Annotated in this window: 20 protein-coding genes; 8 read left to right on the forward strand and 12 right to left on the reverse strand. The window is 72.7% G+C overall.

Annotation, left to right across the window (positions count from 1 at the left end):
* Nucleotides 1-5: 5 nt before the first annotated feature.
* On the forward strand, nt 6-857 hold the full coding sequence (locus AC3AGO_RS05550) for a DeoR/GlpR family DNA-binding transcription regulator (RefSeq protein ID WP_487818986.1): 852 nt from the start codon (nt 6-8) through the stop codon (nt 855-857).
* Nucleotides 858-927: 70 nt separating this feature from the next.
* Nucleotides 928-1,416 (forward strand): SRPBCC family protein, encoded by a 489-nt coding sequence (locus AC3AGO_RS05555; RefSeq protein WP_487818987.1) that lies wholly within the window; start codon nt 928-930, stop codon nt 1,414-1,416.
* 54 nt (nt 1,417-1,470) lie between these two features.
* Here the strand turns inward: AC3AGO_RS05555 and AC3AGO_RS05560 are convergent, their stop codons facing one another.
* On the reverse strand, nt 1,471-2,601 hold the full coding sequence (locus tag AC3AGO_RS05560) for a PLP-dependent cysteine synthase family protein (RefSeq protein ID WP_487824544.1): 1,131 nt from the start codon (nt 2,599-2,601) through the stop codon (nt 1,471-1,473).
* Between the two features lie 191 nt (nt 2,602-2,792).
* Here AC3AGO_RS05560 and AC3AGO_RS05565 point away from each other — a divergent pair, with 191 nt between their 5' ends.
* Both AC3AGO_RS05565 and AC3AGO_RS05570 read left to right on the forward strand, forming a co-directional pair.
* On the forward strand, nt 2,793-3,104 hold the full coding sequence (locus tag AC3AGO_RS05565; RefSeq protein WP_487818988.1) for a hypothetical protein: 312 nt from the start codon (nt 2,793-2,795) through the stop codon (nt 3,102-3,104).
* Nucleotides 3,105-3,252: 148 nt separating this feature from the next.
* A complete protein-coding gene (locus AC3AGO_RS05570) occupies nt 3,253-3,792 on the forward strand; it encodes an ATP-binding protein (RefSeq protein WP_487818989.1) in 540 nt (179 codons plus the stop codon).
* A gap of 17 nt (nt 3,793-3,809) precedes the next feature.
* Here AC3AGO_RS05570 and AC3AGO_RS05575 read toward each other — a convergent pair whose 3' ends face one another.
* The 6 genes from AC3AGO_RS05575 to AC3AGO_RS05600 all read right to left on the reverse strand — a co-directional run bounded on the left by AC3AGO_RS05575 (nt 3,810) and on the right by AC3AGO_RS05600 (nt 9,990).
* A complete protein-coding gene (locus tag AC3AGO_RS05575) occupies nt 3,810-4,187 on the reverse strand; it encodes a PPOX class F420-dependent oxidoreductase (protein WP_487818990.1) in 378 nt (125 codons plus the stop codon).
* Between the two features lie 47 nt (nt 4,188-4,234).
* On the reverse strand, nt 4,235-6,799 hold the full coding sequence (locus tag AC3AGO_RS05580; RefSeq protein ID WP_487818991.1) for an ABC transporter permease: 2,565 nt from the start codon (nt 6,797-6,799) through the stop codon (nt 4,235-4,237).
* A complete protein-coding gene (locus AC3AGO_RS05585) occupies nt 6,796-7,617 on the reverse strand; it encodes an ABC transporter ATP-binding protein (protein ID WP_487818992.1) in 822 nt (273 codons plus the stop codon). Before AC3AGO_RS05585 ends, AC3AGO_RS05580 begins: the two co-directional genes overlap by 4 nt.
* Complete coding sequence (locus AC3AGO_RS05590; protein WP_487818993.1) at nt 7,614-7,943, reverse strand: SHOCT domain-containing protein; 330 nt, start codon at nt 7,941-7,943, stop codon at nt 7,614-7,616. Before AC3AGO_RS05590 ends, AC3AGO_RS05585 begins: the two co-directional genes overlap by 4 nt.
* Nucleotides 7,944-8,185: 242 nt before the next feature.
* Entirely contained in the window at nt 8,186-8,752 is a 567-nt protein-coding gene (locus AC3AGO_RS05595) for a GNAT family N-acetyltransferase (protein ID WP_487818994.1), read from the reverse strand.
* A 5-nt stretch (nt 8,753-8,757) separates the two neighbouring features.
* On the reverse strand, nt 8,758-9,990 hold the full coding sequence (locus AC3AGO_RS05600) for an ROK family protein (protein ID WP_487818995.1): 1,233 nt from the start codon (nt 9,988-9,990) through the stop codon (nt 8,758-8,760).
* 17 nt (nt 9,991-10,007) lie between these two features.
* On the opposite strand from AC3AGO_RS05600, the gene AC3AGO_RS05605 reads away from it, so the two are divergent.
* Nucleotides 10,008-11,267: an MFS transporter gene (locus AC3AGO_RS05605; protein ID WP_487818996.1), complete on the forward strand. Its 1,260-nt coding sequence runs from the start codon at nt 10,008-10,010 to the stop codon at nt 11,265-11,267.
* A gap of 100 nt (nt 11,268-11,367) precedes the next feature.
* Nucleotides 11,368-12,117 (forward strand): maleylpyruvate isomerase family mycothiol-dependent enzyme, encoded by a 750-nt coding sequence (locus AC3AGO_RS05610; protein ID WP_487818997.1) that lies wholly within the window; start codon nt 11,368-11,370, stop codon nt 12,115-12,117.
* A 111-nt stretch (nt 12,118-12,228) separates the two neighbouring features.
* Here the strand turns inward: AC3AGO_RS05610 and bglX are convergent, their stop codons facing one another.
* A complete protein-coding gene (bglX, locus tag AC3AGO_RS05615; protein WP_487824545.1) occupies nt 12,229-14,352 on the reverse strand; it encodes a beta-glucosidase BglX in 2,124 nt (707 codons plus the stop codon).
* A gap of 449 nt (nt 14,353-14,801) precedes the next feature.
* On the opposite strand from bglX, the gene AC3AGO_RS05620 reads away from it, so the two are divergent.
* Nucleotides 14,802-15,071, forward strand: a complete 270-nt coding sequence (locus AC3AGO_RS05620; protein WP_487818998.1) for a DUF6332 family protein — start codon at nt 14,802-14,804, stop codon at nt 15,069-15,071.
* Here the strand turns inward: AC3AGO_RS05620 and AC3AGO_RS05625 are convergent.
* The 3 genes from AC3AGO_RS05625 to AC3AGO_RS05635 form a co-directional block, all read right to left on the reverse strand.
* Nucleotides 15,032-15,697 carry a response regulator gene (locus AC3AGO_RS05625; protein ID WP_487818999.1) on the reverse strand — a complete coding sequence of 222 codons (666 nt, stop codon included), beginning with the start codon at nt 15,695-15,697 and terminating at the stop codon, nt 15,032-15,034. The two genes, AC3AGO_RS05620 and AC3AGO_RS05625, sit on opposite strands and share 40 nt — an antisense overlap.
* Nucleotides 15,694-17,019: a sensor histidine kinase gene (locus tag AC3AGO_RS05630; RefSeq protein ID WP_487819000.1), complete on the reverse strand. Its 1,326-nt coding sequence runs from the start codon at nt 17,017-17,019 to the stop codon at nt 15,694-15,696. Before AC3AGO_RS05630 ends, AC3AGO_RS05625 begins: the two co-directional genes overlap by 4 nt.
* 130 nt (nt 17,020-17,149) lie before the next feature.
* A complete protein-coding gene (locus AC3AGO_RS05635) occupies nt 17,150-17,890 on the reverse strand; it encodes a TetR/AcrR family transcriptional regulator (protein ID WP_487819001.1) in 741 nt (246 codons plus the stop codon).
* A 183-nt stretch (nt 17,891-18,073) separates the two neighbouring features.
* On the opposite strand from AC3AGO_RS05635, the gene AC3AGO_RS05640 reads away from it, so the two are divergent.
* A complete protein-coding gene (locus AC3AGO_RS05640) occupies nt 18,074-18,541 on the forward strand; it encodes a nitroreductase family deazaflavin-dependent oxidoreductase (RefSeq protein ID WP_487819002.1) in 468 nt (155 codons plus the stop codon).
* 91 nt (nt 18,542-18,632) lie between these two features.
* Here AC3AGO_RS05640 and AC3AGO_RS05645 read toward each other — a convergent pair whose 3' ends face one another.
* Nucleotides 18,633-19,898 (reverse strand): geranylgeranyl reductase family protein, encoded by a 1,266-nt coding sequence (locus AC3AGO_RS05645; RefSeq protein WP_487819003.1) that lies wholly within the window; start codon nt 19,896-19,898, stop codon nt 18,633-18,635.
* Nucleotides 19,899-19,915 lie beyond the last annotated feature (17 nt).

The following is a 19,915-nucleotide window of genomic DNA, read 5'->3' on the forward strand; positions in this document are numbered from 1 at the left end:
CCGCGGTGGGCGACAACCAGAATCTCCTCGCGGAGCAGCGGCGCGCCCTCATCCTGGACGAGGTGCGACGGCGCGGCGGCGCCCGGGTCAATGAGCTGACCCGCAAGCTGAAGGTCTCGGACATGACGGTGCGCCGGGACCTGGACGCGCTGGCCCGGCAGGGCGCCCTGGAGAAGGTGCACGGCGGGGCGGTTCCGGTCGCCGAGGCGAGCACGCACGAGCCGGGTTTCGAGGCGAAGTCCTCGCTGGAGCTGACGGCGAAGGAGGACATCGCGCGCGCTGCCGCCGCGATGGCCCAGCCGGGCAGTGCGATCGCGCTGTCGGGCGGTACGACGACGTATGCGCTGGCGCAGCACCTGACCGACGTGCCGGACCTGACGGTGGTCACCAACTCGGTGCGGGTGGCGGACGTGTTCCACGCGGCGCAGCGCGCCGGCGGCGGCTCCCGCTCGCCGCGCCAGGGCGCGGCGACGGTGGTGCTGACGGGCGGGGTGCGGACGCCGTCCGACTCACTGGTGGGGCCCGTCGCGGACGCGGCGATCCGCTCACTGCACTTCGATGTGCTGTTCCTCGGCGTGCACGGCATCTCGGCGGAGGCCGGCCTGTCGACACCCAACCTGGCGGAGGCGGAGACGAACAGACACTTCGTCGGCTCCGCCCGCCGGGTCGTGGTGGTCGCGGACCACACGAAGTGGGGCACGGTGGGCCTCAGTTCGTTCGCGACGCTGGAGGACGTGGACACGCTGGTGACGGACGGCGGCCTGCCGGACGGGGCCCGCGCGGAGATCGAGGATGTGCTGCCGGGCCTGGTGGTGGCGGGCGAGCCGGAGGCCGCGGGAGCGGAGCCGGACGCCTGAGCACAGACATCTGCGGGCGCAGCGGCTACAGTTCGCGCCGGTATGACCGCGTCCCTGGGGTGGAGGTCCGATGGCACGCCGACTGCGTCCCGTTGAGCTGGAGTTCAGTGACAGTGCGCCGGTACGGCTGACGTTCTCGGCGGATCTGCGCGCGCATCCCGAGGCGGTGTACGCGGCGCTGGCGGAGGACGTCGGGGAGATGCCGCAGTGGTTCTCCGCCATCACGTCGGTGAAGTCGACCGACGGCGGCCGGGGCCGCGAGGTGCGTCTGCGGGGTGGCATCCGGTTCACCGAGACGGTCATGGCTGCCGATGCGGCGGAGCGGTACGCGTACCGCATCGACACGTCCACCGCGCCCGGCGTCACCGCGATGCTGGAGGACTGGCGGCTGACGCCGGACAACGCAGGCGGCACACGGGTGCGCTGGACGATGGCGGTGGACGGCGGATTTCCCGTACGGGCTCTGCTGCGGCTGGCGAAACCGGGCGTGGGCCGCGCGTTCCGGGACGCCATGCTCGCGCTCGACCGCCGGCTGACGGCCGGCGCGAAGCACAGCTGAAAGGACAGTGCACGCAGCCTGACGGCCCCTGCGTGCACCGCGGCTGAGGACCCGTCAGCCGGGCCACCGTCCGGTCGCGAGGAACGTCTCGATGGCGTGCGCATACGGTCCGATGTCGAGGCCCTGGGCGGCCACCCAGTCGTCGGAGTAGTACTTGTCGAGGTAGCGGTCGCCGGGGTCGCAGATCAGGGTGACGACGCTGCCGGTCTCTCCCCGCTCGACCATCTCGCCGACGATCTTCAGCGCGCTCCACAGCCCCGTACCGGTGGAGCCTCCCGCCTTCCGTCCGATGGCCTGTTCCAGCGCCCGGACGGCCGCGATGCTCGCCGCGTCCGGCACCTTCATCATCCGGTCGACGGCGCCGGGGATGAAGCTCGGCTCCATGCGGGGCCGGCCGATGCCCTCGATGCGGGAGCCGCAGTCGCTGCTCGCGTCGGGATCGCCGTGCACCCAGCCGTCGAAGAAGCAGGAGTTCTCCGGATCGGCGACGCAGATCAGGGTGTCGTACTGCATGTAGTGCGTGTAGCGGGCGAGGGTGGCGGAGGTGCCGCCGGTGCCCGCGGTGGCGACGATCCACGCGGGCTCCGGGAAGCGTTCGAGGCGCAATTGGTCATATACGGACTCGGCGATGTTGTTGTTGCCGCGCCAGTCCGTCGCCCGCTCCGCGTAGGTGAACTGGTCCATGTAGTGGCCGCCGGACTCGGCGGCCAGGGCCGCCGCCACCGCGTACACCGTCCGCGGATCGTCCACGAGATGGCAGCGCCCGCCGTGGAACTCGATCAGCCGGGTCTTCTCGTGGCTGGTGGTCCGCGGCATCACCGCGATGAACGGCACGCCGACCAGTTTCGCGAAGTACGCCTCGCTGACGGCCGTCGACCCGGAGGACGCCTCGATGACCGGCTTGCCCGGCCGGATCCAGCCGTTGCACAGGCCGTACAGGAACAACGAGCGGGCCAGCCTGTGCTTGAGGCTGCCGGTCGGATGGGTGGACTCGTCCTTCAGATACAGGTCGATTCCCCACTGTTCGGGCAGCGGGAAGTTGAGCAGATGGGTGTCGGCGCTGCGGTTGCTGTCGGCCTGGACCTTGCGGACCGCGTCCTTCAGCCACGCGCGGTAGGCGGGGTCGCTGCGGTCCACGTCGAGTGTGGGGACTGCCGAGGCGGGAGAGGTGACCGCCTGGCTGATCTCGGGCTGGGCAGTGCTGTCTGAGGTGCCGTGCGGGGTGCTCACGCAGCGATCATAGACAGCCGCGGAAGCGCGGGTTCCGCACGTGAGGCCCTCTGGTGGACGGCGCGCCGTCCAGGCACACTGCCATCAGGGAGTAGGGCAGCCGCACGGGGGTACTTCGGCTGCGATGTGCAGGCGGGAGGTCAACCGTGGCGGAAGCGGATTTCGACGCGGCCGGGGTACGGATACGACGGATGCTCCGCTCGCTCACGCGAGGCGGACACGTGCTGGTCCGGGACGGCCGGCTGGTCCTGATGACCAGCTATGGCAGCGAGATCGACAGTGCCCCTCTGGACCAGGTGCGGATCAGCGGCTACGGCGCGCGCGACACGGCCATGGCACGGCTCGGCGGGACGCGCTATCTGCTGCAGTTCGGGCTCGGCCGCCGCGAGGGTCTGCTGAGCGCGGTGCGTACGGCTCGTGCCAAGTCGGCGGCCGACCGCGGGGCTCTCGGACACTGAGCTCCCGGCCGGGAGCGGGCCGGGGCCGCGGGCGTTCGTCTGCCGTCCTCCCGTTTGCACGGCCATGGGGTCCACCCCATTCTGGGATCCGTGACCCATGTCACAAGCTGTGCGTTTCCCGCCTCCGGGCCTTGCTCAGGGAGCCGACGTGACCGGTCGTTCGTTTCACCCGACCCGGCACTGTGCCGTGGAGTTCGAGGCACTGCCGTCCCGTATCGGACAGGTCAGAAGGATCGTCACTGCGCAGTTGCGCTACTGGCGGCTCGACCCGCTCATCGACCCCGCCGTGCTCGGCCTGGGTGAGCTGCTCGCGAACGTGCACCGGCACACCGGGCCCGACAAGCACTGCACCGTCGAGCTGGTCTATCTGTGGGAGCGGCTGACGATCTCGGTGCGGGACCACGATCCGCGGCTGCCCCGCGTACGGTCGGCCGGCACGCTGTCGAGCAGCGGACGGGGACTCGCCCTGGTCGCCGCTGTCAGTGCCAGCTGGGGGATGCACGCGCACCACGACGGTTCGGGCAAGGTCGTCTGGTTCACCCTTCCCGCGATCCCGGTGGCCGCGCTCCGCCACCACCCGGCACCCTCCCCCGCGGCCGCGCAGACGGCCCCGCAGAACGCGAACGGGTCCGGGGACGCCGTGGCTGCCGCCCCCTCGGGGCGGCAGCCACGTGCTGCTTCTCTCTGACGGCCGGCGCCCGGCCGTCAGAAGGTGATCTCCACGCCGATGTGCGGGCGCTTGCCTGCCCGCAGGAGCGCGCCGCCGGAGTCGACGAGGCGGAACTGCCAGCCGTACTTGCGGGCCATCGCCCGCCGTACGCGCGCGAGTTCGCCGTCCGCCAGGCGGGCCCTGCCCTCGGCCGCCTCGGCGCCGTCCTCGGTACGGCCGCGGGCGTCGCACGGGGTGACGGTGACGTGGCCGTCGTTCCGCAGCCGTTTGACCTTGCCGCTGTCGGCCCGTGTCCACACGAGGAGCTTGCCGTCCTCCTCCACCGCCCAGACCGGGGTGGCGACGGGTGTGCCGCTCTTCCGGAACGTGGCGAGGCTGACGTAACGGCTGCCGGCGATGTCCTGGGGAACCATGCCCAGAGACTACGTCCGCCGGCAGCCGGTACATGCGTTCTGACCGGTCATTCCGTGGCGATGGCCCGCAGTACGTCCAGCCGGGCCGCCCTGCGTGCCGGGCGCCAGCCGGCGACGAGGCCGGCGGCCAGGCCCACCAGGGCGACGGCGCCCAGGCGCAGCGGCGGCAGGTCCAGCACGCTGGTGCCCAGACTGTCCGAGGCCTTGACCAGAGCCCAGCCCAGGAACGCGCCGAGGCCCAGTCCGCCCGCTGTGCCGAAGGCGGCGACGACGAGGGACTCCCAGCGCACCATGGCGCGCAGTTGGGCCCGCGTCTGACCGACCGCACGCAACAGCCCGAGTTCACGGGTGCGTTCGTGCAGTGCGAGGGTCAGCGTGTTGGCGATGCCGAGCAGCGCGATGAGGACGGCGAGTGCGAGAAGGGCGTAGACCAGGGTCAGCATCATGTCGATGCCGCCGGCCGCGGACTGCGCATACTCCTCACGGGTCTGGACGTCCGGTCCGCCGTACGCGTCGGCCTCCTTCTCAACGGCCGCCTTGCCCGCGCCGGGTGACACACCGTCGGCCAGCGTGACGGCGATGAGCCTGTCGGTGTCCTGCGTCCGGTGCGGTGCCCATGCCTCGCGGGTGACGAGGTAGTTGCCGGGCAGTTCGGCCTGTTCGTACACGGCGCGGACGGTGAAGCTCTGTTTCTGGCCGTCGGTGAAGGTGAGCTGCGTGCGGGATCCCGGCTGCCAGCCGTGCTTGTCGGCCTCCCTCTCGGAGACGGCGATGCCGCCGGTGCCGAGCCCGGCCAGGGAGCCGCGCACGGTGCCCAGGTCGAGGACGCGGCCGAGTTTCCCCGGGTCGGTGACGGTCAGTTCGCTCCCCGTGCCGTCGACCTTCGCGACGCCCTGGCCGAGGCCGAGTGCCGTGTCCACCTCGGGCAGCCGCTCGACGGCCGGGCCGAGCCGGGGGCTGAGCCCGCTGCCGCCCCCGCCGAACCCCGGGGTGCTGACGGCGAGATCGCCCGCGAAGGAGCGGTCGACCGTCGCGTCCATGGTGGCCTTCAGCGACGACGCGAAGACCGTGAACAGCGCGACCACGGCGACGCCGATCATCAGCGCGCTCGCGGTGGTCGCTGTGCGCTTCGGGCTGCGCAGCGCGTTCCGCTGGGCCAGTGCCCCGGTCAGTCCGCGCGTCCGGGCCAGTGGCCCGCCCAGCACACGGACGGCCACCGAGGCGGCGACGGGACCGAGCACGATGAAGGCGGCCAGCACGAGCACCGCTCCGGTCGCGGTCAGCATGATAGAGGGTCCGGCCGCGGCCCCGAACGCGGTGAGCGCGATCCCCACGACGCCCACCAGCGCGCCGGACACGGCTCGCGTGCGGGAGATGTGGGTGTTCTCCGCCTCCGTTTCGCGCAGTGCGGCCAGGGGTGCGGTCCGTCCGGCCCGTACGGCGGGCAGCAGTGCGGAGCACAGGCAGACCACGATGCCGACGGCGAGCGGCAGCAGCATGGACAGTCCGCCGACGACAAGACCGCCGTCGGGGAAGGGGAAGCCGATCGCGGGGAACAGTGCCCGCAGTCCGGCGGCGATGCCGATGCCCCCGGCCAGTCCCGCCGCGGAGGCGACGGTGCCGACGACGGCCGCTTCGGTGAGGGTGGAGCCCAGCACCTGACGGCGGGAGGCGCCCAGGGCGCGCAACAGGGCGTTCTCGCGGGTGCGTTGGGCGACGACGATGGCGAACGTGTTGTTGATCGAGAAGATCGCGACGAGCAGCGCGATGCCGGAGAAGACCAGCAGCAGGCTGGTGAACAGGGTCAGGAACTGCCCGGAGAGGTTGTCGAGGTTCTCCTCGGCGGCCTGCTGTCCCGTCACCGCCTCGGCGCCCTGCGGCAGTTCGGCGCGCAGCGCGCCGGCGAGCTGCTCCTGGGAGGTGCCGGGTCCCGCGCGCACCATGATGTTCGTGGCCTTGCCGGGTGCGGGCATCAGATGCTTCTCGGCGTCGGCGCGGGTCAGCCCGGTGTACGTCACCTGGGCCATGCCGTCCTCGCCGCCGAAGGTGGCGAGCCCGACGATCCGGATCTGCACCGGGTCGGGTGTGCGCAGGGTGGTGGTGTCGCCGATCCGCAGCCCGCCGTCCTTCGCGGCGCCCTTGTTGATGACGGCCTCGCCGGACTTCACCGGGGCGCGCCCCTGGGCGAGTTCGTACGGGTTGAGCCGCGTGTCGGACATCCAGTTCCCCGCGACGGTGGGCGGTCCCTCGCCGCCCAGCGGCTTGCCGTCGGAGCCGATGAGCTGCCCGGCGCCCTGGATGTCGGCCTCGGCGGCGGCGACGCCCGGAACCTTCGCCACGGTCTTCACCACGTCCGTACCGATGGGTTCGCGGGTGCCCATGGCGTTGTCGGAGGTGGTGATGACGCTGTCGCTGCGGACGACGGCGTCCGTGCCGCTGGTCGCGTTGCCGAACATCGAGTCGAAGCTGTTGCGCAGCGTGTCGCCCATCACCAGCGTGCCGGCGAGGAAGGCGACGCCCAGCAGGACGGCGCTGAACGTCCCCACGAAGCGCCGTTTGTGCGTACGGAGGGAGGCGAGGCTGATCCGCAGCGACGCGCGTGCGGTGCTCATGTGGCCACCCCCGCCCCGCCGTTCGGGGCCGCGTGCGCGGCGGGACGGCCGGCGCCGTCGAGGGACTTGAGCCGGTCGAGGACGCGTTCGGCGGTCGGCGCGGACATCCGGTCGACCAGCCGGCCGTCCGCGAGGAACACCACGTCGTCGGCGTGTGCGGCGGCCACCGGGTCGTGGGTGACCATCACGACGGTGCGGGCTGTCTGTCGTACGGCGCGGCCGAGCAGCCGCAGCACCTCCTCGCCGGAACGGGAGTCCAGATTGCCGGTCGGCTCGTCGGCGAAGACCACGTCGGGGCGGCCGGCGAAGGCACGTGCCACGGCGACGCGTTGCTGCTGTCCGCCGGACAGTTCGGCCGGCCTGTGGTGCAGCCGGTCGCGCAGTCCGACCACGTCGACGAGTGCGTCGGTCCACTCGCGGTCGGGCCGTGTGCCCGACAGGTCCTGCGGCAGTGTGATGTTCTCGCCGACGGTCAGCATCGGCAGCAGGTTGAACGCCTGGAAGACGAAACCGACCCGCTCACGGCGCAGCAGGGTGAGCCGTTTGTCGCTCAGCGCGCCCAGTTCGGTCCCGCCGATGTGCGCCTCGCCCGAGGTGAGCGTGTCCAGCCCTGCCGCGCAGTGCATCAGGGTGGACTTGCCGGAGCCCGAGGGCCCCATGATGGCGGTGAACCGGCCCGCGGCGAAGCTCAGCGTCACACCGTCCAGCGCCCGCACTTCGGCCTCGCCGCTGCCGTACACCTTGACCGCGTCCACGACGCGGGCGGCGTCGCCGCCGCCCGTGCCGCTGCCGGCGGGTGCGCCGGACGCGGTGGTCATGACCCGCCGTCCTTGCGGTCGTTGCCGCTCTCGTTCAGTACGGAGAACCGGCGCCAGTACTCGTCCTCGTCGATCTCGCCGGAGGCGAACCGGCGGTCGAGCAGACCGAGCGCCGTGTCCTCGCGCGGTGCGGTGCGCGGGCCGCCCTGCCATCCGGCGGGGCCGAAGGGTGCGCCGCGTCCGCCCCGCCCGCCGCGCCCGCCGCGCCACACGGTGCGGCGCAGCACGTAGACCGCGCCGCCGATGACCAGCACCCAGATGAGCGGGAAGAAGAGGATCCAGGGGCCGGGCCCGCCGCCGTCGTTCCAGTGCGCCAGGGTGTTCATGGGAGTTCAGCTCCTCGGTAGGAGGCCGGTGGTGCCTTGTGCTACCGAGAGTCGCCGCGGGAGGGGGTCCGCGTCGTCGTACGGCCAGCGGCTCCCCGGCTGCTTCCCCGGGAGTACGGCGGGCCTGTGCGGCTGCGGCCGCGGGAGTGCCGCCCGCGCGGAACGGCCGCCGTCGGGACGGCGTCAGACTGTCATCGGAGCGCCGGGGAGACGTCGTGGAGCACCGTCTCGCCGGACTGCTCTCAGGACCCCGGCAGTTCGCGCCGCATGCAGACGCGCGGCCAGCGGTCGAGTCCGGCCTCCGCCTCGTGTGCGCGGATCTTCCGCAGTCCGGCGGTGAGTTCGTGCTCTTCCAGTACGCGGAAGCCGCAGCGCAGATAGTAGGGCGCGTTCCAGGGGACATCGGCGAAGGTGGTCAGCGTGAGCGCCCTCGCACTGTCCTGCACGGCGCGGGCCGCGGCGTGCTCGATGAGGGCACGTCCGAGACGGCGGCGGGCGTACTCCGGGTGAACGGTGATCTGCTCGATGTGCACTGCTCCGTCGAGCGGTTCGAGCAGGGCGTAGGCGACCGGACGGCCTGCGCTCACGCCGGCCGGTGCGCCCTCCGCGTACTCCCGTACGCCCGGCGCACCGTCCTCCGCGAGCACCCACAGGCCGTCCGACTCCTCGTAGGCGCGCAGGAATTCGGGAGGCGGCGGGTCGTCGTCCGCGACGGCGTCCATGCCGAGGGGACGGAAGAGCTCGCCCGCCGCCCGCTCGGTCTCGCGCAGTACGCCGAAGTCCGCTGCCGTCCCCCGTCTGATGTGCATGGCGGCTATCCTCCCAGCGCCCCGAGCGGGTCGTCGAGCACGGGCTGCCAGGCCAGTTCGGCCGCGCCGACCAGTCCGTTGTGGTCGAGTTCCGCGCCCATCACCGGCACGCTGCCGCTGCGTCCCCACAGGCTGCGGTCGCCGACGACGGAGCGCAGCAGTTCACCGTCGGCCTCCACGAGGGCGCGGTGCAGTCCGCCGAGCACGATCCGGTCGGGGTTGAGGATGTTGACGAGTCCGGCGAGCCCCTGGCCGAGTTTGCCGATGAGGGTCTCGACGGCGGCGCGTACGGCGGGGTCGTGCGGATAGCCGGACCGGATGAGGCCGCACGCCTGGTCGAGGAGCGAGCCCTCGGGACCCGGCTTCTCCCCCACCGCCTCCAGGAAGGCGTACGGGTCGGTCTCCACGTCCAGGCAGCCGCTGCTGCCGCAGTGGCAGGCCCGTCCCGCCGGGTCGACGGTGAGGTGGCCGACCTCCAGGGCGAGACCCGAACTGCCGGTGTGCAGCCGCCCGTCGAGCACCAACGCGCCGCCCACGCCCCGGTGTCCGGTACCGACGACGAGCAGGTGCCGGGCTCCGCGGCCGGCGCCGTGCCGGTGCTCGGCGAGCGCGGCGAGGTTGAAGTCGTTGGCGGTGTAGCCGATGGCCGGGGTCTCCCCGTCGGGGCCCGGGATGCGGGCCTCGGCCAGGCAGCGCGTGAAGATGTCCCGTACGGGCTCGCCCTCCTGCCACGCGAGGTGGATCGGCTTGAGCGCGGTGCCCTCCGGCTCGGCGACCGCGGAGGGCACGGCGAGCCCGGCGCCCACACACCGGCGGCCCGTCTCGCGCAGCAGTCCCGCGCCCTCCTCGACGAGTTCGCCCAGTACACCGGCCGGGTCGGGGGGCACGGTGCCGCAGCCGGGCGCTGTCGCGACGATCTTCCCGCCGAGCCCGACCAGCGCGGCACGGAACCCGTCGGCGTGCACCTGCGCGGCCAGCACCACGGGCCCGTCCTCCCGTATGGCGAGCCCGTGCGAGGGGCGGCCCTGCGCGCCGAGCGCCGCCGTGGGCCGGGAGTCCACGGTGATCAGCCCGAGCGTCTCCAGCTCGGCCGCGACGGCGCCGGCCGTCGCCCGGGTCACGCCGAGCTCGGCGGTGAGCACGGCCCGGGTCGGCGCCCTTCCGGTGTGAATGAGTTCGAGTGCCGGACCGAGAGCGGTTCGGCCTCTCTCCAGCCTTGTTGTACGCGTGTGGGTCACCCCTCTACTATCGCTTTGTGCCGACACTGAACAAAATACGGTCGGCGCTGGCCGGTGCGATGAGGCGCGGCGAGCACACTCAACTGCCCTCTCCCGACCCGGTACTGCGCCGTCTCCGCATCGCGCTCACCGCATTCTTCGCTCTCGACGGCTTCCTCTTCGCCGGCTGGGTGGTCCGCATCCCGGCCATCAAGGCGCAGACCGGGGCCTCCCCCGCCGCGCTCGGGCTCGCACTGCTCGGCGTGTCCGCGGGCGGGCTCGTCACCATGATGCTCACCGGACGGCTCTGTCACCGCTTCGGCAACCATCCCGTGACCGTCGTCTCCGGCATCCTCATGTCGCTCGGCATCGTGCTGCCCCCGCTGACCCACTCGGCACTCGCGCTCGGCCTGGTGCTGCTCGTCTTCGGCGCCGCGTACGGCTCCCTCAACGTGGCCATGAACGCGGCCGCCGTCGACGTCGTCGCCGCGCTGCGCCGGCCCGTGATGCCGGGCTTCCACGCCGCGTTCAGCCTCGGCGGGATGCTGGGCGCCGGCCTCGGCGGGCTCCTGGCCGGGCCGCTGACGCCCACTCAGCACCTCGTACTGCTGGCCGCGTTCGGGCTGCTGCTCACGGCGCTCGCGACGCCGACCCTGCTCCGGCACCGCACTCCGCCCGCCGGCGTACCGGAGGCGGAACGGCGCACGAAGGAGGCTCCGAGCGACCGCACCCTCACCGGGCGCGCCCGCACGCTGGTGGTGGTCCTCGGGCTGATCGCGCTGTGCACGGCGTACGGCGAGGGTGCGCTCGCGGACTGGAGCGCCCTGCATCTCACGGACGACCTCGGCGCGAGCGCCGGGGTCGCGGCGGCGGGCTACTCCGTGTTCGCCTTCGCCATGACCGTCGGCCGGCTCTCGGGGACCGCGCTCCTCGAACGCCTCGGCCAGTCCCGCGCGTTGATCGCGGGCGGGGCGACGGCCACGGTGGGCATGCTGCTCGGCGCGCTCGGGTCCCAGGTGTGGCTGGTGCTCACCGGATTCGTCATCACGGGCCTGGGACTCGCCAACATCTTCCCCGTCGCCATCGCCCGCGCGGGCGTCCTCGCCGGGCCGAGCGGCGTCGCCGCGGCCTCCACCCTCGGCTACGGCGGCATGCTGCTCGGGCCCGTCGCGATCGGCTTCCTCGCCGAGTGGTTCTCCCTCACCGTGGCCCTGACCACCGTCGCGCTGCTCGCCGCGGTCGCGTCGCTGGTCGCCGCCGCCACCCGGCGGGCGATCCTGCCGGATGCGCGGACATGAGATACGTCTGCCAGAGGCGCGGACCTGACGCGGCTCCCCGTACGTCCGCCCCCGGAAAACAGGGTGGTCACGGAGGCGTTCCGCGGCGAGGATCGGGCGCATGCAGACCTCGGACTTCCTCAGCGCCCTCGCCACGGAGGGCGAACTGTTCATCGCCGCGGCCGAACAGGCCGGCCCCGACGCGGAGGTGCTCTCCTGCCCCGGCTGGCGCGTACGGGACCTGGTGACGCATCAGGGGCACGTGCACCGCTGGGCGACAGGGTTCCTCGCCGGGCCGGTCCGGGAGCGCGTTGCCATGGGCACGGAGCCCGTACCGGACGAGGAGCTGTCCGGCTGGCTGCGCGAGGGACACCGGAAGCTGCTCAGCACGCTCCGCGAGGCACCCGAGGACCTGGAGTGCTTCACGTTCCTCCCAGGGTCGCTGTCGGCACGGGCGTTCTGGGCGCGGCGCCAGACGCACGAGACGACGGTGCACCGCGCCGACGCCGAACTCGCCGCGGGCAAGGGCCCGTCTGGGCTCACGCCGATCGCGGCACAGACGGCGGCGGACGGCGTGGACGAACTGGTGACGGGCTTCCACGCGCGCTCGCGCAGCCGCGTACACAGTACCGTGCCGCGCACACTGCGGCTGCGGGTCACTGATCTGCCGGACACCGTGTGGACGCTGCGGATCACCGAGGAACCGCTGCGGGCCGTACGGGACGCGACGGGCCCGTACGACTGCGAGGTCAGCGGCACGGCCGAACAGCTCTACCTCGCCCTGTGGAACCGCCGGGAGCTGAGCAGCCTGCCCACCGAGGGCGACACCTCCCTGGCCCGGCTGTGGGAGGAGACGGCGGGCATCGGCTGACCGCGCGGAGCTGCTCCACGTACGCAAGCCGAGCTGCTCGACGTACGCAAGAAGAGGGACCGCGCGGCCGGCCGGCGGTCGCGCGGTCCCTCTCCGTGGGGGCGTTCACCTTCAGGTGAGCGTGAGCCCCCTGGACAGTTCGGCCTCCGCGCTGTTCCCCGCGAAGATCTCGAACTCGCCCGGCTCAACCAGCAGTTCACCCTTGGTGTCGGCGGTGTGGAACCCGAAGTCGTCCCGGCCCAGGACGAAGCGCAGCGTGCGCTTCTCGCCCGGCTTCAGCGTGACCCGCTCGAAGCCCCGCAGAGTGCGCACCGGCTGCGCGATGCTGGCTACCTTGTCGCGCACGTACAGCTGGACCACTTCGTCGCCCGCCCTGCGTCCGGTGTTCTCCACCTGAACGGACGCCGTGACGCGCACCTTTCCTTCCCGTACGCCGTCCGCCGGGGCGCTCTCGCGGCTGAGCTTCAGGTCCGAGATCCCGAAGGTGGTGTAGCTCAGCCCGTAGCCGAACGGGAAGAGCGGACCGTGCGGCAGGTCCAGGTACTTGGACGTGTACTTCTCGTCCTTCTTGTACGGACGGCCGGTGTTCTCGTGCGCGTAGTAGAGCGGCAGCTGTCCCACCGCGCGCGGGAACGTCGACGGCAGTTTCCCGCCCGGGTTCACCTTGCCGAACAGCACGTCGGCCAGGGCGTTTCCGCCCTCCAGGCCGGGGTGCCAGCCGTTCAGCAGGGCCGGGGCGTGCTCGACCACGTTCGACAGCACCAGCGGCCGCCCGGCGAGCACGACCACCACGAACGGCTTGCCGGTCTGCGCGATGCGCCGGATCAGCTCGGCCTGTACGCCGGGCAGCGTGATGTCGCTGCGGGCCGCGGCCTCACCGCTCTGCTCCGCCTTCTCGCCCACCACGACGACCGTCACCTCGGCGCTCTTCGCCGCCGCGACCGCCTTGTCGATGCCGGAGGTGTCCTCGCCTGTGACCTCACAGCCGCGTGCGAAGGTCACCTTCGCGTCCGGCGCCGCCTTCTTCACACCGTCGACGACGGAGACCGCCGGGATCTTCTTCGCCATCGGCAACGACCAGGTGCCGTGCAGCTCCTGGGTGTCGTCGCCGAGCGGGCCGACCACCGCGACGGAACGCACCCCGGAACTCAGCGGCAGCACGCCCTTGTCGTTCTTGAGCAGCACCGCCGTACGCGCCGCCGCCTCCCGCGCACTCTTGCGCGCGGCCGCCGTCGGCTCGGCGATCTGCTCCTTCTCCTCCGCGTACGGCTCCTCGAACAGGCCCAGCCGTACCTTGATCCGCAGGATCCGGGACACGGCGTCGTCGAGCCGCTCGCGGTCGATCTTCCCCTGCTTCAGCAGCTTTTCACCGTGCTCGGCGTAGGTGGTGCTGACCATCTCCATGTCGACACCCGCGCCCAGCGCGAGCCGCGCCGCGTCCGCGCCGTCCGCTGCGACGCCGTGCGGGATGAGCTCCTGCACGCCGTTGTAGTCGCCGACCACGAAGCCGTCGAAGCCCAGCTCGCCCTGCAGGATCTCCGTCAGGGTGTGCTTGTTGGCGTGCGCGGGAACGCCGTTGACCGTGTTGAAGGACGCCATCACAGTCGCGACGCCGGCGTCCACGGCGGCCTTGAACGGCGGCAGCGCCACATCGCGCAGCCGCCGCTCCGAGATGTCGACGGTGTTGTAGTCGCGGCCGCCCTCGGGGAAGCCGTAGCCGACGAAGTGCTTGGCGCAGGCGGCTATCCGGTCCTTCGCGCTGTAGTCCCCGCCCTGGTAGCCACGGACCTTGGCGGCCGCGAGCCTGGCCGTCAGATACGGGTCCTCGCCGTTGCCCTCGGCGACCCGGCCCCAGCGCGGCTCCCTGCTGACGTCGGCCATCGGCGCGAACGTCCAGTGCACGCCCCAGGAGCGCGCCTCGCGCGCGCTCACCTCGGCGTCCGCCGTCACCACGCCCGGGTCGAAACTCGCGCCCTGGGCCAGCGGCACGGGGAAGTTGGTGAGGAACCCGTGGATGACGTCGAGCCCGAAGATCAGCGGAACGCCGAGCCGGGACTCCTCCACGGCGATGCGCTGGAGGTCGTTGCAGGCCTTGGCGCCCGCGATGTTGAGGACGGAGCCGAGTCTGCCCTCCTTCGCCGCCTTCCTGGCCGCCGCGTTCTGGCCCTCGCCGGGACCGGTGTCGGGATTCCAGGTCATCTGCTGCAGCTGCCCGAACTTCTCCGCCACCGTCATCCGGCCCAGCAGACTCCGCACCTTGCGCTCGGTCTTCGGGTCGCGCCGGGCCGCGCGGGCCGCGGCGTGCAGACCCTGCGCCGGCCGTACGGGGGCCGCGGCCGCGGTGCCCGCCAGGGGCAGGGCGGTGGCGGACGAGGCGAGTACGGCCGCCCCCGCCGATGCCTTGAACACGCTGCGACGGCTGACGTTCCCGGCCACTGAAGTCTCCTTTGACTGACGCGCACCGAACGGTGCCTGAGGCACCTTGAGTGCTCGCAGTCAAACCTGAGGCGCAAGTGGGGTCAAGAGGTGAACATGCAATCGCTCTCAGGACGTTGACGAGGTGTCACGAGTTCACCTCGTGAACCGCGGGAGTCGTACCTCGGCGCAGGTGTGCGCCGCCCCCGCGCCGGGGAGACAGGGGGTGCGGGCCGCCCCGGCGCGCCCGCGGGCGGAGGGAGAGCGTCATGACCCGTGCGGGTCCGAGGACGCAGGCCGAACGGGACGCCACCACCGTGGAGACGGGGTTCGCCGTCGTCACCGGGCTCGCCCTGGCGGGTCTCGTCTTCCTCGCCGTCCTCGCGCTGCCGCTGGACGCGGGAACGCGGATGCTCATCGCCAAGTACGCGGTGGGCGCGGTGTTCGTGGCCCGTGTCGCCTACGTCCTGCTCCGCTGGCGCCGGCACCCCGGGGAGCGTCAGCCCAGCCAGCCGGGCCGGACCAGGCCCGACTCGTAGGCGAGGACGACCAGTTGGGCGCGGTCGCGGGCACCCAGCTTCACCATGGTGCGGCTCACGTGCGTCTTGGCCGTGAGCGGGGAGACCACCAGCCGCCGGGCGATCTCCTCGTTGGACAGGCCGATGCCGGCCAGCGCCATCACCTCCCGCTCCCGCTCCGTCAGCTGGTCCAGCCCCCGCACTGACGCCGGCTCCTTGGAACGGGCCGCGAACTCGGCGATGAGCCGGCGCGTGACCCCGGGCGACAGCAGCGCGTCCCCGCCGACCACCGCCCGTACGGCGCGCACCAGTTCATCGGGTTCCGTGTCCTTGACGAGGAAACCCGAGGCGCCGGACCGCAGCGCCTCGAAGACGTACTCGTCCAGCTCGAACGTGGTCAGCATGACGACCTTCACCGCGTCCAGCGCCGCGTCCCCGGTGATCCTGCGGGTGGCCTCCAGCCCGTCGAGCAGCGGCATCCGGATGTCCATCAGCACCAGATCGGGGGCCAGTTCACGGACCAGGGCGAGGGTCTCCTCGCCGTCCGCCGCCTCGCCGGCCACCTCGATGTCGGGCTGCGCGTCCAGCAGCGCCCGGAATCCGGCACGGACCAGCAACTGGTCGTCGGCGAGCAGAACTCGGATCACGATGACTCCCTTTCCGGGGGCTGCGGGGTGGCCGGGTCCTGTCCTGTGCCGGGCGGGGCGACCGGGATCCGGGCCCGTACGCGGAACCCGCCGTCGCCGCGCGGCCCCGCCTCGACGGAACCGCCGAGCGCCGTGGCACGCTCGCGCATGCCGACCAGCCCGTTGCCGCCCGTCGTCAGGCCGCTGCCGTGTGCGGGACCGTCGTCGTCCACGACGAGCTCCAGTACGGCGGGACCGTACCGCAGCCGCACCCGCGCGGTGCGCGCGGCCGAGTGGCGTACGACGTTGGTCAGCGCCTCCTGGACGATCCGGAACGCGGCGAGATCCGCACCCGGCGGCAGCGCGGCGGGAGTCCCCTCGGTCCCGGTCGTCACCCGCAGTCCCGCGTCGGCGGCCTGCGCGGTGAGTTCGGGGAGGCTGTCGAGCCCGGGCGCCGGCGCGCGCGGCGCGTCGCCGGGCGCCCGCAGCGAGTCGAGCACCTGCCGTACCTCGCCGAGGACTTCCTTGCTGGCGGCCTTGATGGTGGTGAGCGCCGTACGGGCCTGGTCCGGGTCGGAGTCGAGGAGGGCGAGCCCGACACCGGCCTGCACATTGATGACGGAGATGCTGTGCGCCAGCACGTCGTGCAGCTCGCGGGCGATGCGCAGCCGCTCCTCATCCGCCCGGCGGCGCTCCTCCGCCTCCTCCTCCGCCAGACGGCGCGCCCACTCCTGACGGCGCGTCCTGACGAGTTCGGCAGCGGCGACGATGGCCACCACCCAGGCGGCGACGAACAGTTCGGACCCCCAGCCCTGCGGTCCGTCACCGGACGGCGGCAGCCACCGGTACAGCCAGTGCCCCGCCGCCATGTGTCCCGCCCACAGCAGAACCACCGCCGCCCACGCCGCGTACCGGTAGCCGGCGACGAGCGCGGCGAAACAGGCGACGGCGACACTCACGAGCACCGGCCCGTACGGGTAACCGGCGCCCAAATACACCGTGGCGACAACTGCGGTACCGAAGGCGACAGTTCGCGGACAGCGGTGCCGCAGCACCAGCAGCAGCGGGCCCAGGGCCAGCAGCACCCGCGCGAACGTGTCGAGCGGTAGGCGCTCCCCGACCTGTCCCCCGGCGGCCGCGTTGCTGCCCACCTGCTGGAAGACCAGCACCACCAGCGAGGAGAGCAACGGCAGCCTGCGCGCGGGGCGCGGATCCTGCAGCCAGCGCCGCCACGGCGGCCCGTACGGGAACGGCGGCCCGCTCTTCGAGGCGGCCCCCGTGGCGGCCAGGCCACGGCGCCAGGGGGGACCGCCGCGACGGCGGGGCGTGGGGCCGGAGTTCATACCCGTCACGCTAGCCCCGGACCGGGGCATCCGGCGTCAGCCGAGCGCTGCGATCACACGTACTCCCCCGGGAGTACGGCAGCGGCCGGCAACCGGCCACGGTGCCGTCGGCGGACGCCCGGCCGCGGGCTCAGCGGGGCGCGGCCGGCACGAGACCGACCCCGTCGGCGAGACGGGTCACGGCGTGCTCGAAGAACGCGTCCCGGGCCTCGGTGACATTCGCGAACTGTCCGAAGAGCTCGAAGCTCACCAGCCCGAACAGCTGCGCCCACGCGGCGATCAGCTCGGCGGCGGCCGGCTCGGGCAGCTCCACGTCGAGCCGGTCCAGAAGACGGCGGGCGTCGGCGAGCACGGACTCCGGCGCGGGAGCGTGCGCCCCGTCCCCGGGCGGACGCAGCGCCCCCGCGGCGTGCGCGTCCCGGGCCACGGCGAACAGCGCGAGCCCCACCCGCGCGGCGGGACCGGTCGTCGACTGCGGTGCCGAGTAGCCGGGCACGGGCGAGCCGTAGATCAGCGCGTACTCGTGCGGGTGCTTCAGCGCCCAGCCGCGGACGGCGTGACAGACGGCCTGCCAGCGGGCGAGATGCGAGTCGCCCTCGGACTCGGCGCGCGCGAGGGCCTTCTCCGCCGCGGCGCCCACCGCGTCGTACGCGTCGATGATCAGGGCGGTGAGCAGCTCGTCGCGGCTGGGGAAGTAGCGGTAGAGCGCGGAGGACACCATGCCGAGCTCACGGGCGACCGCGCGCAGGGACAGTTTGGAGGCGCCGCCCTCGGCGAGCCGGCGCCGCGCCTCGTCCTTGATGGCTGCGGTGACCTCGCCCCTGGCGCGTTCCCTGGCTCCCTGGAGCCGGGGCTGCTCGATCTTGCTCATGCAGAGCAGTCTGCCAGTTTTCAGAGCAGCGACCAATACCGAGAGCACTGCTCTTGTTTTTGACGCCCGCTCCTGGAACGATGCTCACCAGTGAGAGCAGTGCTCTCGCAATGGATCACCGCTCGCCCACGCCCCATACGGATCCCTCACGCCCAGATCCCACGCTCCCGGAAGGAACTACTCATGGCCACCGAACAGCACGTCATGAAGCCCGGCTGGTTCACGCACAACGTCCTCAACCGGACGGTCAGTTGGCTCTCCCGGCGCGGCGTCTCACTCGCCGGTTCCCGCGAGCTGTGGGTGCGCGGCCGCAAGAGCGGCGAGTGGCGCCGTACGCCCGTCAATCCGCTGCCGCACGACGGCGCGCAGTATCTGGTCTCCGCCCGCGGCCACGTGCAGTGGACGCACAACATGCGCGCGGCGGGCGGCGGCGAACTGCACCGCGGGAAGCGCGGGAAGCCCTTCACCGCCGTGGAGGTGCCGGACGAGGAGAAGGCCGACATCCTGCGGGCCTATCTCGCCAAGTGGGGCTGGGAGGTGGGCGCCTTCTTCGAGGGGGTGAGCGCCAAGTCCTCCCGCGAGGAGCTGGCGGCCGCCGCGCCCCGGCACCCCGTCTTCCGGATCACCCCCGACGACAGCCCGGCCGGCTGACCGCCCCGGCCGCGCAGCCGCGCGGCCGAGCAACCGCCCCGCCGAGCAGCGGAACAACGGAGCAGCGCCGCACAAGCAGGCCGCCCGCGCCTCAACTCCCCGTACGGTCCAGGGTGTCCAGGGCGCGGCGTGCCATCGGGCTGGTGCGGACGAGGTCCGCCATGGACGTGGCGCCCCGGGTGAAGTCCGCGAAGGCGTTCCACGCGGGGCGGAGGCCGCTGACCGCGGCGTGCATCATGCCGGGCCGCCGCGAGAAGACCCGCAGCAGCCGCCGTCCGACGCCCATCTCCACGCCGAGTCCCGCCTTGATGGCGAAGGCGTAGTTGAGCGCCTGCCGGCGGGCGTCCACCGCGTCGTTGGCCTCGGCGACGCGCACCGCCCACTCGCCGGCCAGCCGTCCCGAGCGCAGCGCGAAGGAGATGCCCTCGCGGGTCCACGGCTCCAGAAGGCCGGCCGCGTCGCCGCAGACCAGCACGCGGCCGCGGGAGAGCGGGGAGTCCTCGGTGCGGCAGCGCGTCAAGTGCCCGGAGGAGACGCTCGGTTCGAAGCCGGCCAGGCCGAGCCGGCCGATGAAGTCCTCCAGATACCGCTTGGTGGCGGCGCCGTCGCCCTTGGCCGATATGACGCCGACGGTCAGGGTGTCGCCCTTCGGGAAGACCCAGCCGTAACTGCCGGGCAGCGGGCCCCAGTCGATGAGGACGCGGCCCGCCCAGTCGTCGGCGACGCTCTGCGGCACCGGGATCTCGGCTTCGAGGCCGAGGTCGACCTGGTCGAGTTTCACCCCGACGTGTGCGCCGATGCGGCTGGCGCTGCCGTCGGCGCCGATCACGGCGCGGGCGAGCACGGTCTCCCCGCCAATGAGCACGACGGCCGCCGTACGCCGGTCGGGCACGGAGGGGCCGTGCTGTTCGACGCGGGAGACGGTGACGCCCGTACGGACCTCCGCGCCGGCCTTCTCGGCCGACTCGACCAGCTGCTGGTCGAACTCCGGCCGGTTGATGAGCCCGAAGAGCATCCGGCGGGACTTGCGGGTGCGCGTGAAGCGCCCGTTCAGCGAGAAGGTGACGGCGTGCACGCGGTCGCGCAGCGGCAGGTCGAAGCCGGGCGGCAGCGCGTCGCGGGAGGGCCCGATGATGCCGCCGCCGCAGGTCTTGTACCGGGGCAGCTCCGCCTTCTCCAGCAGCAGGACACGGCGCCCGGCGGCGGCCGCTGCGTGCGCCGCGGAGGCGCCGGCGGGACCGGCGCCGACCACGACCACGTCCCAGACCGCCGGCTCTCCGCCGCTGCCGGAGGACGCCTCCGCCGCGTTCCGCTCCGTGCCGCGGTCCTCTCCCCCGGCTGCGTGTTCGCTGCTCACGATGTGGTTCCGCTCCC

Source organism: Streptomyces sp. BL1, from assembly GCF_057628045.1.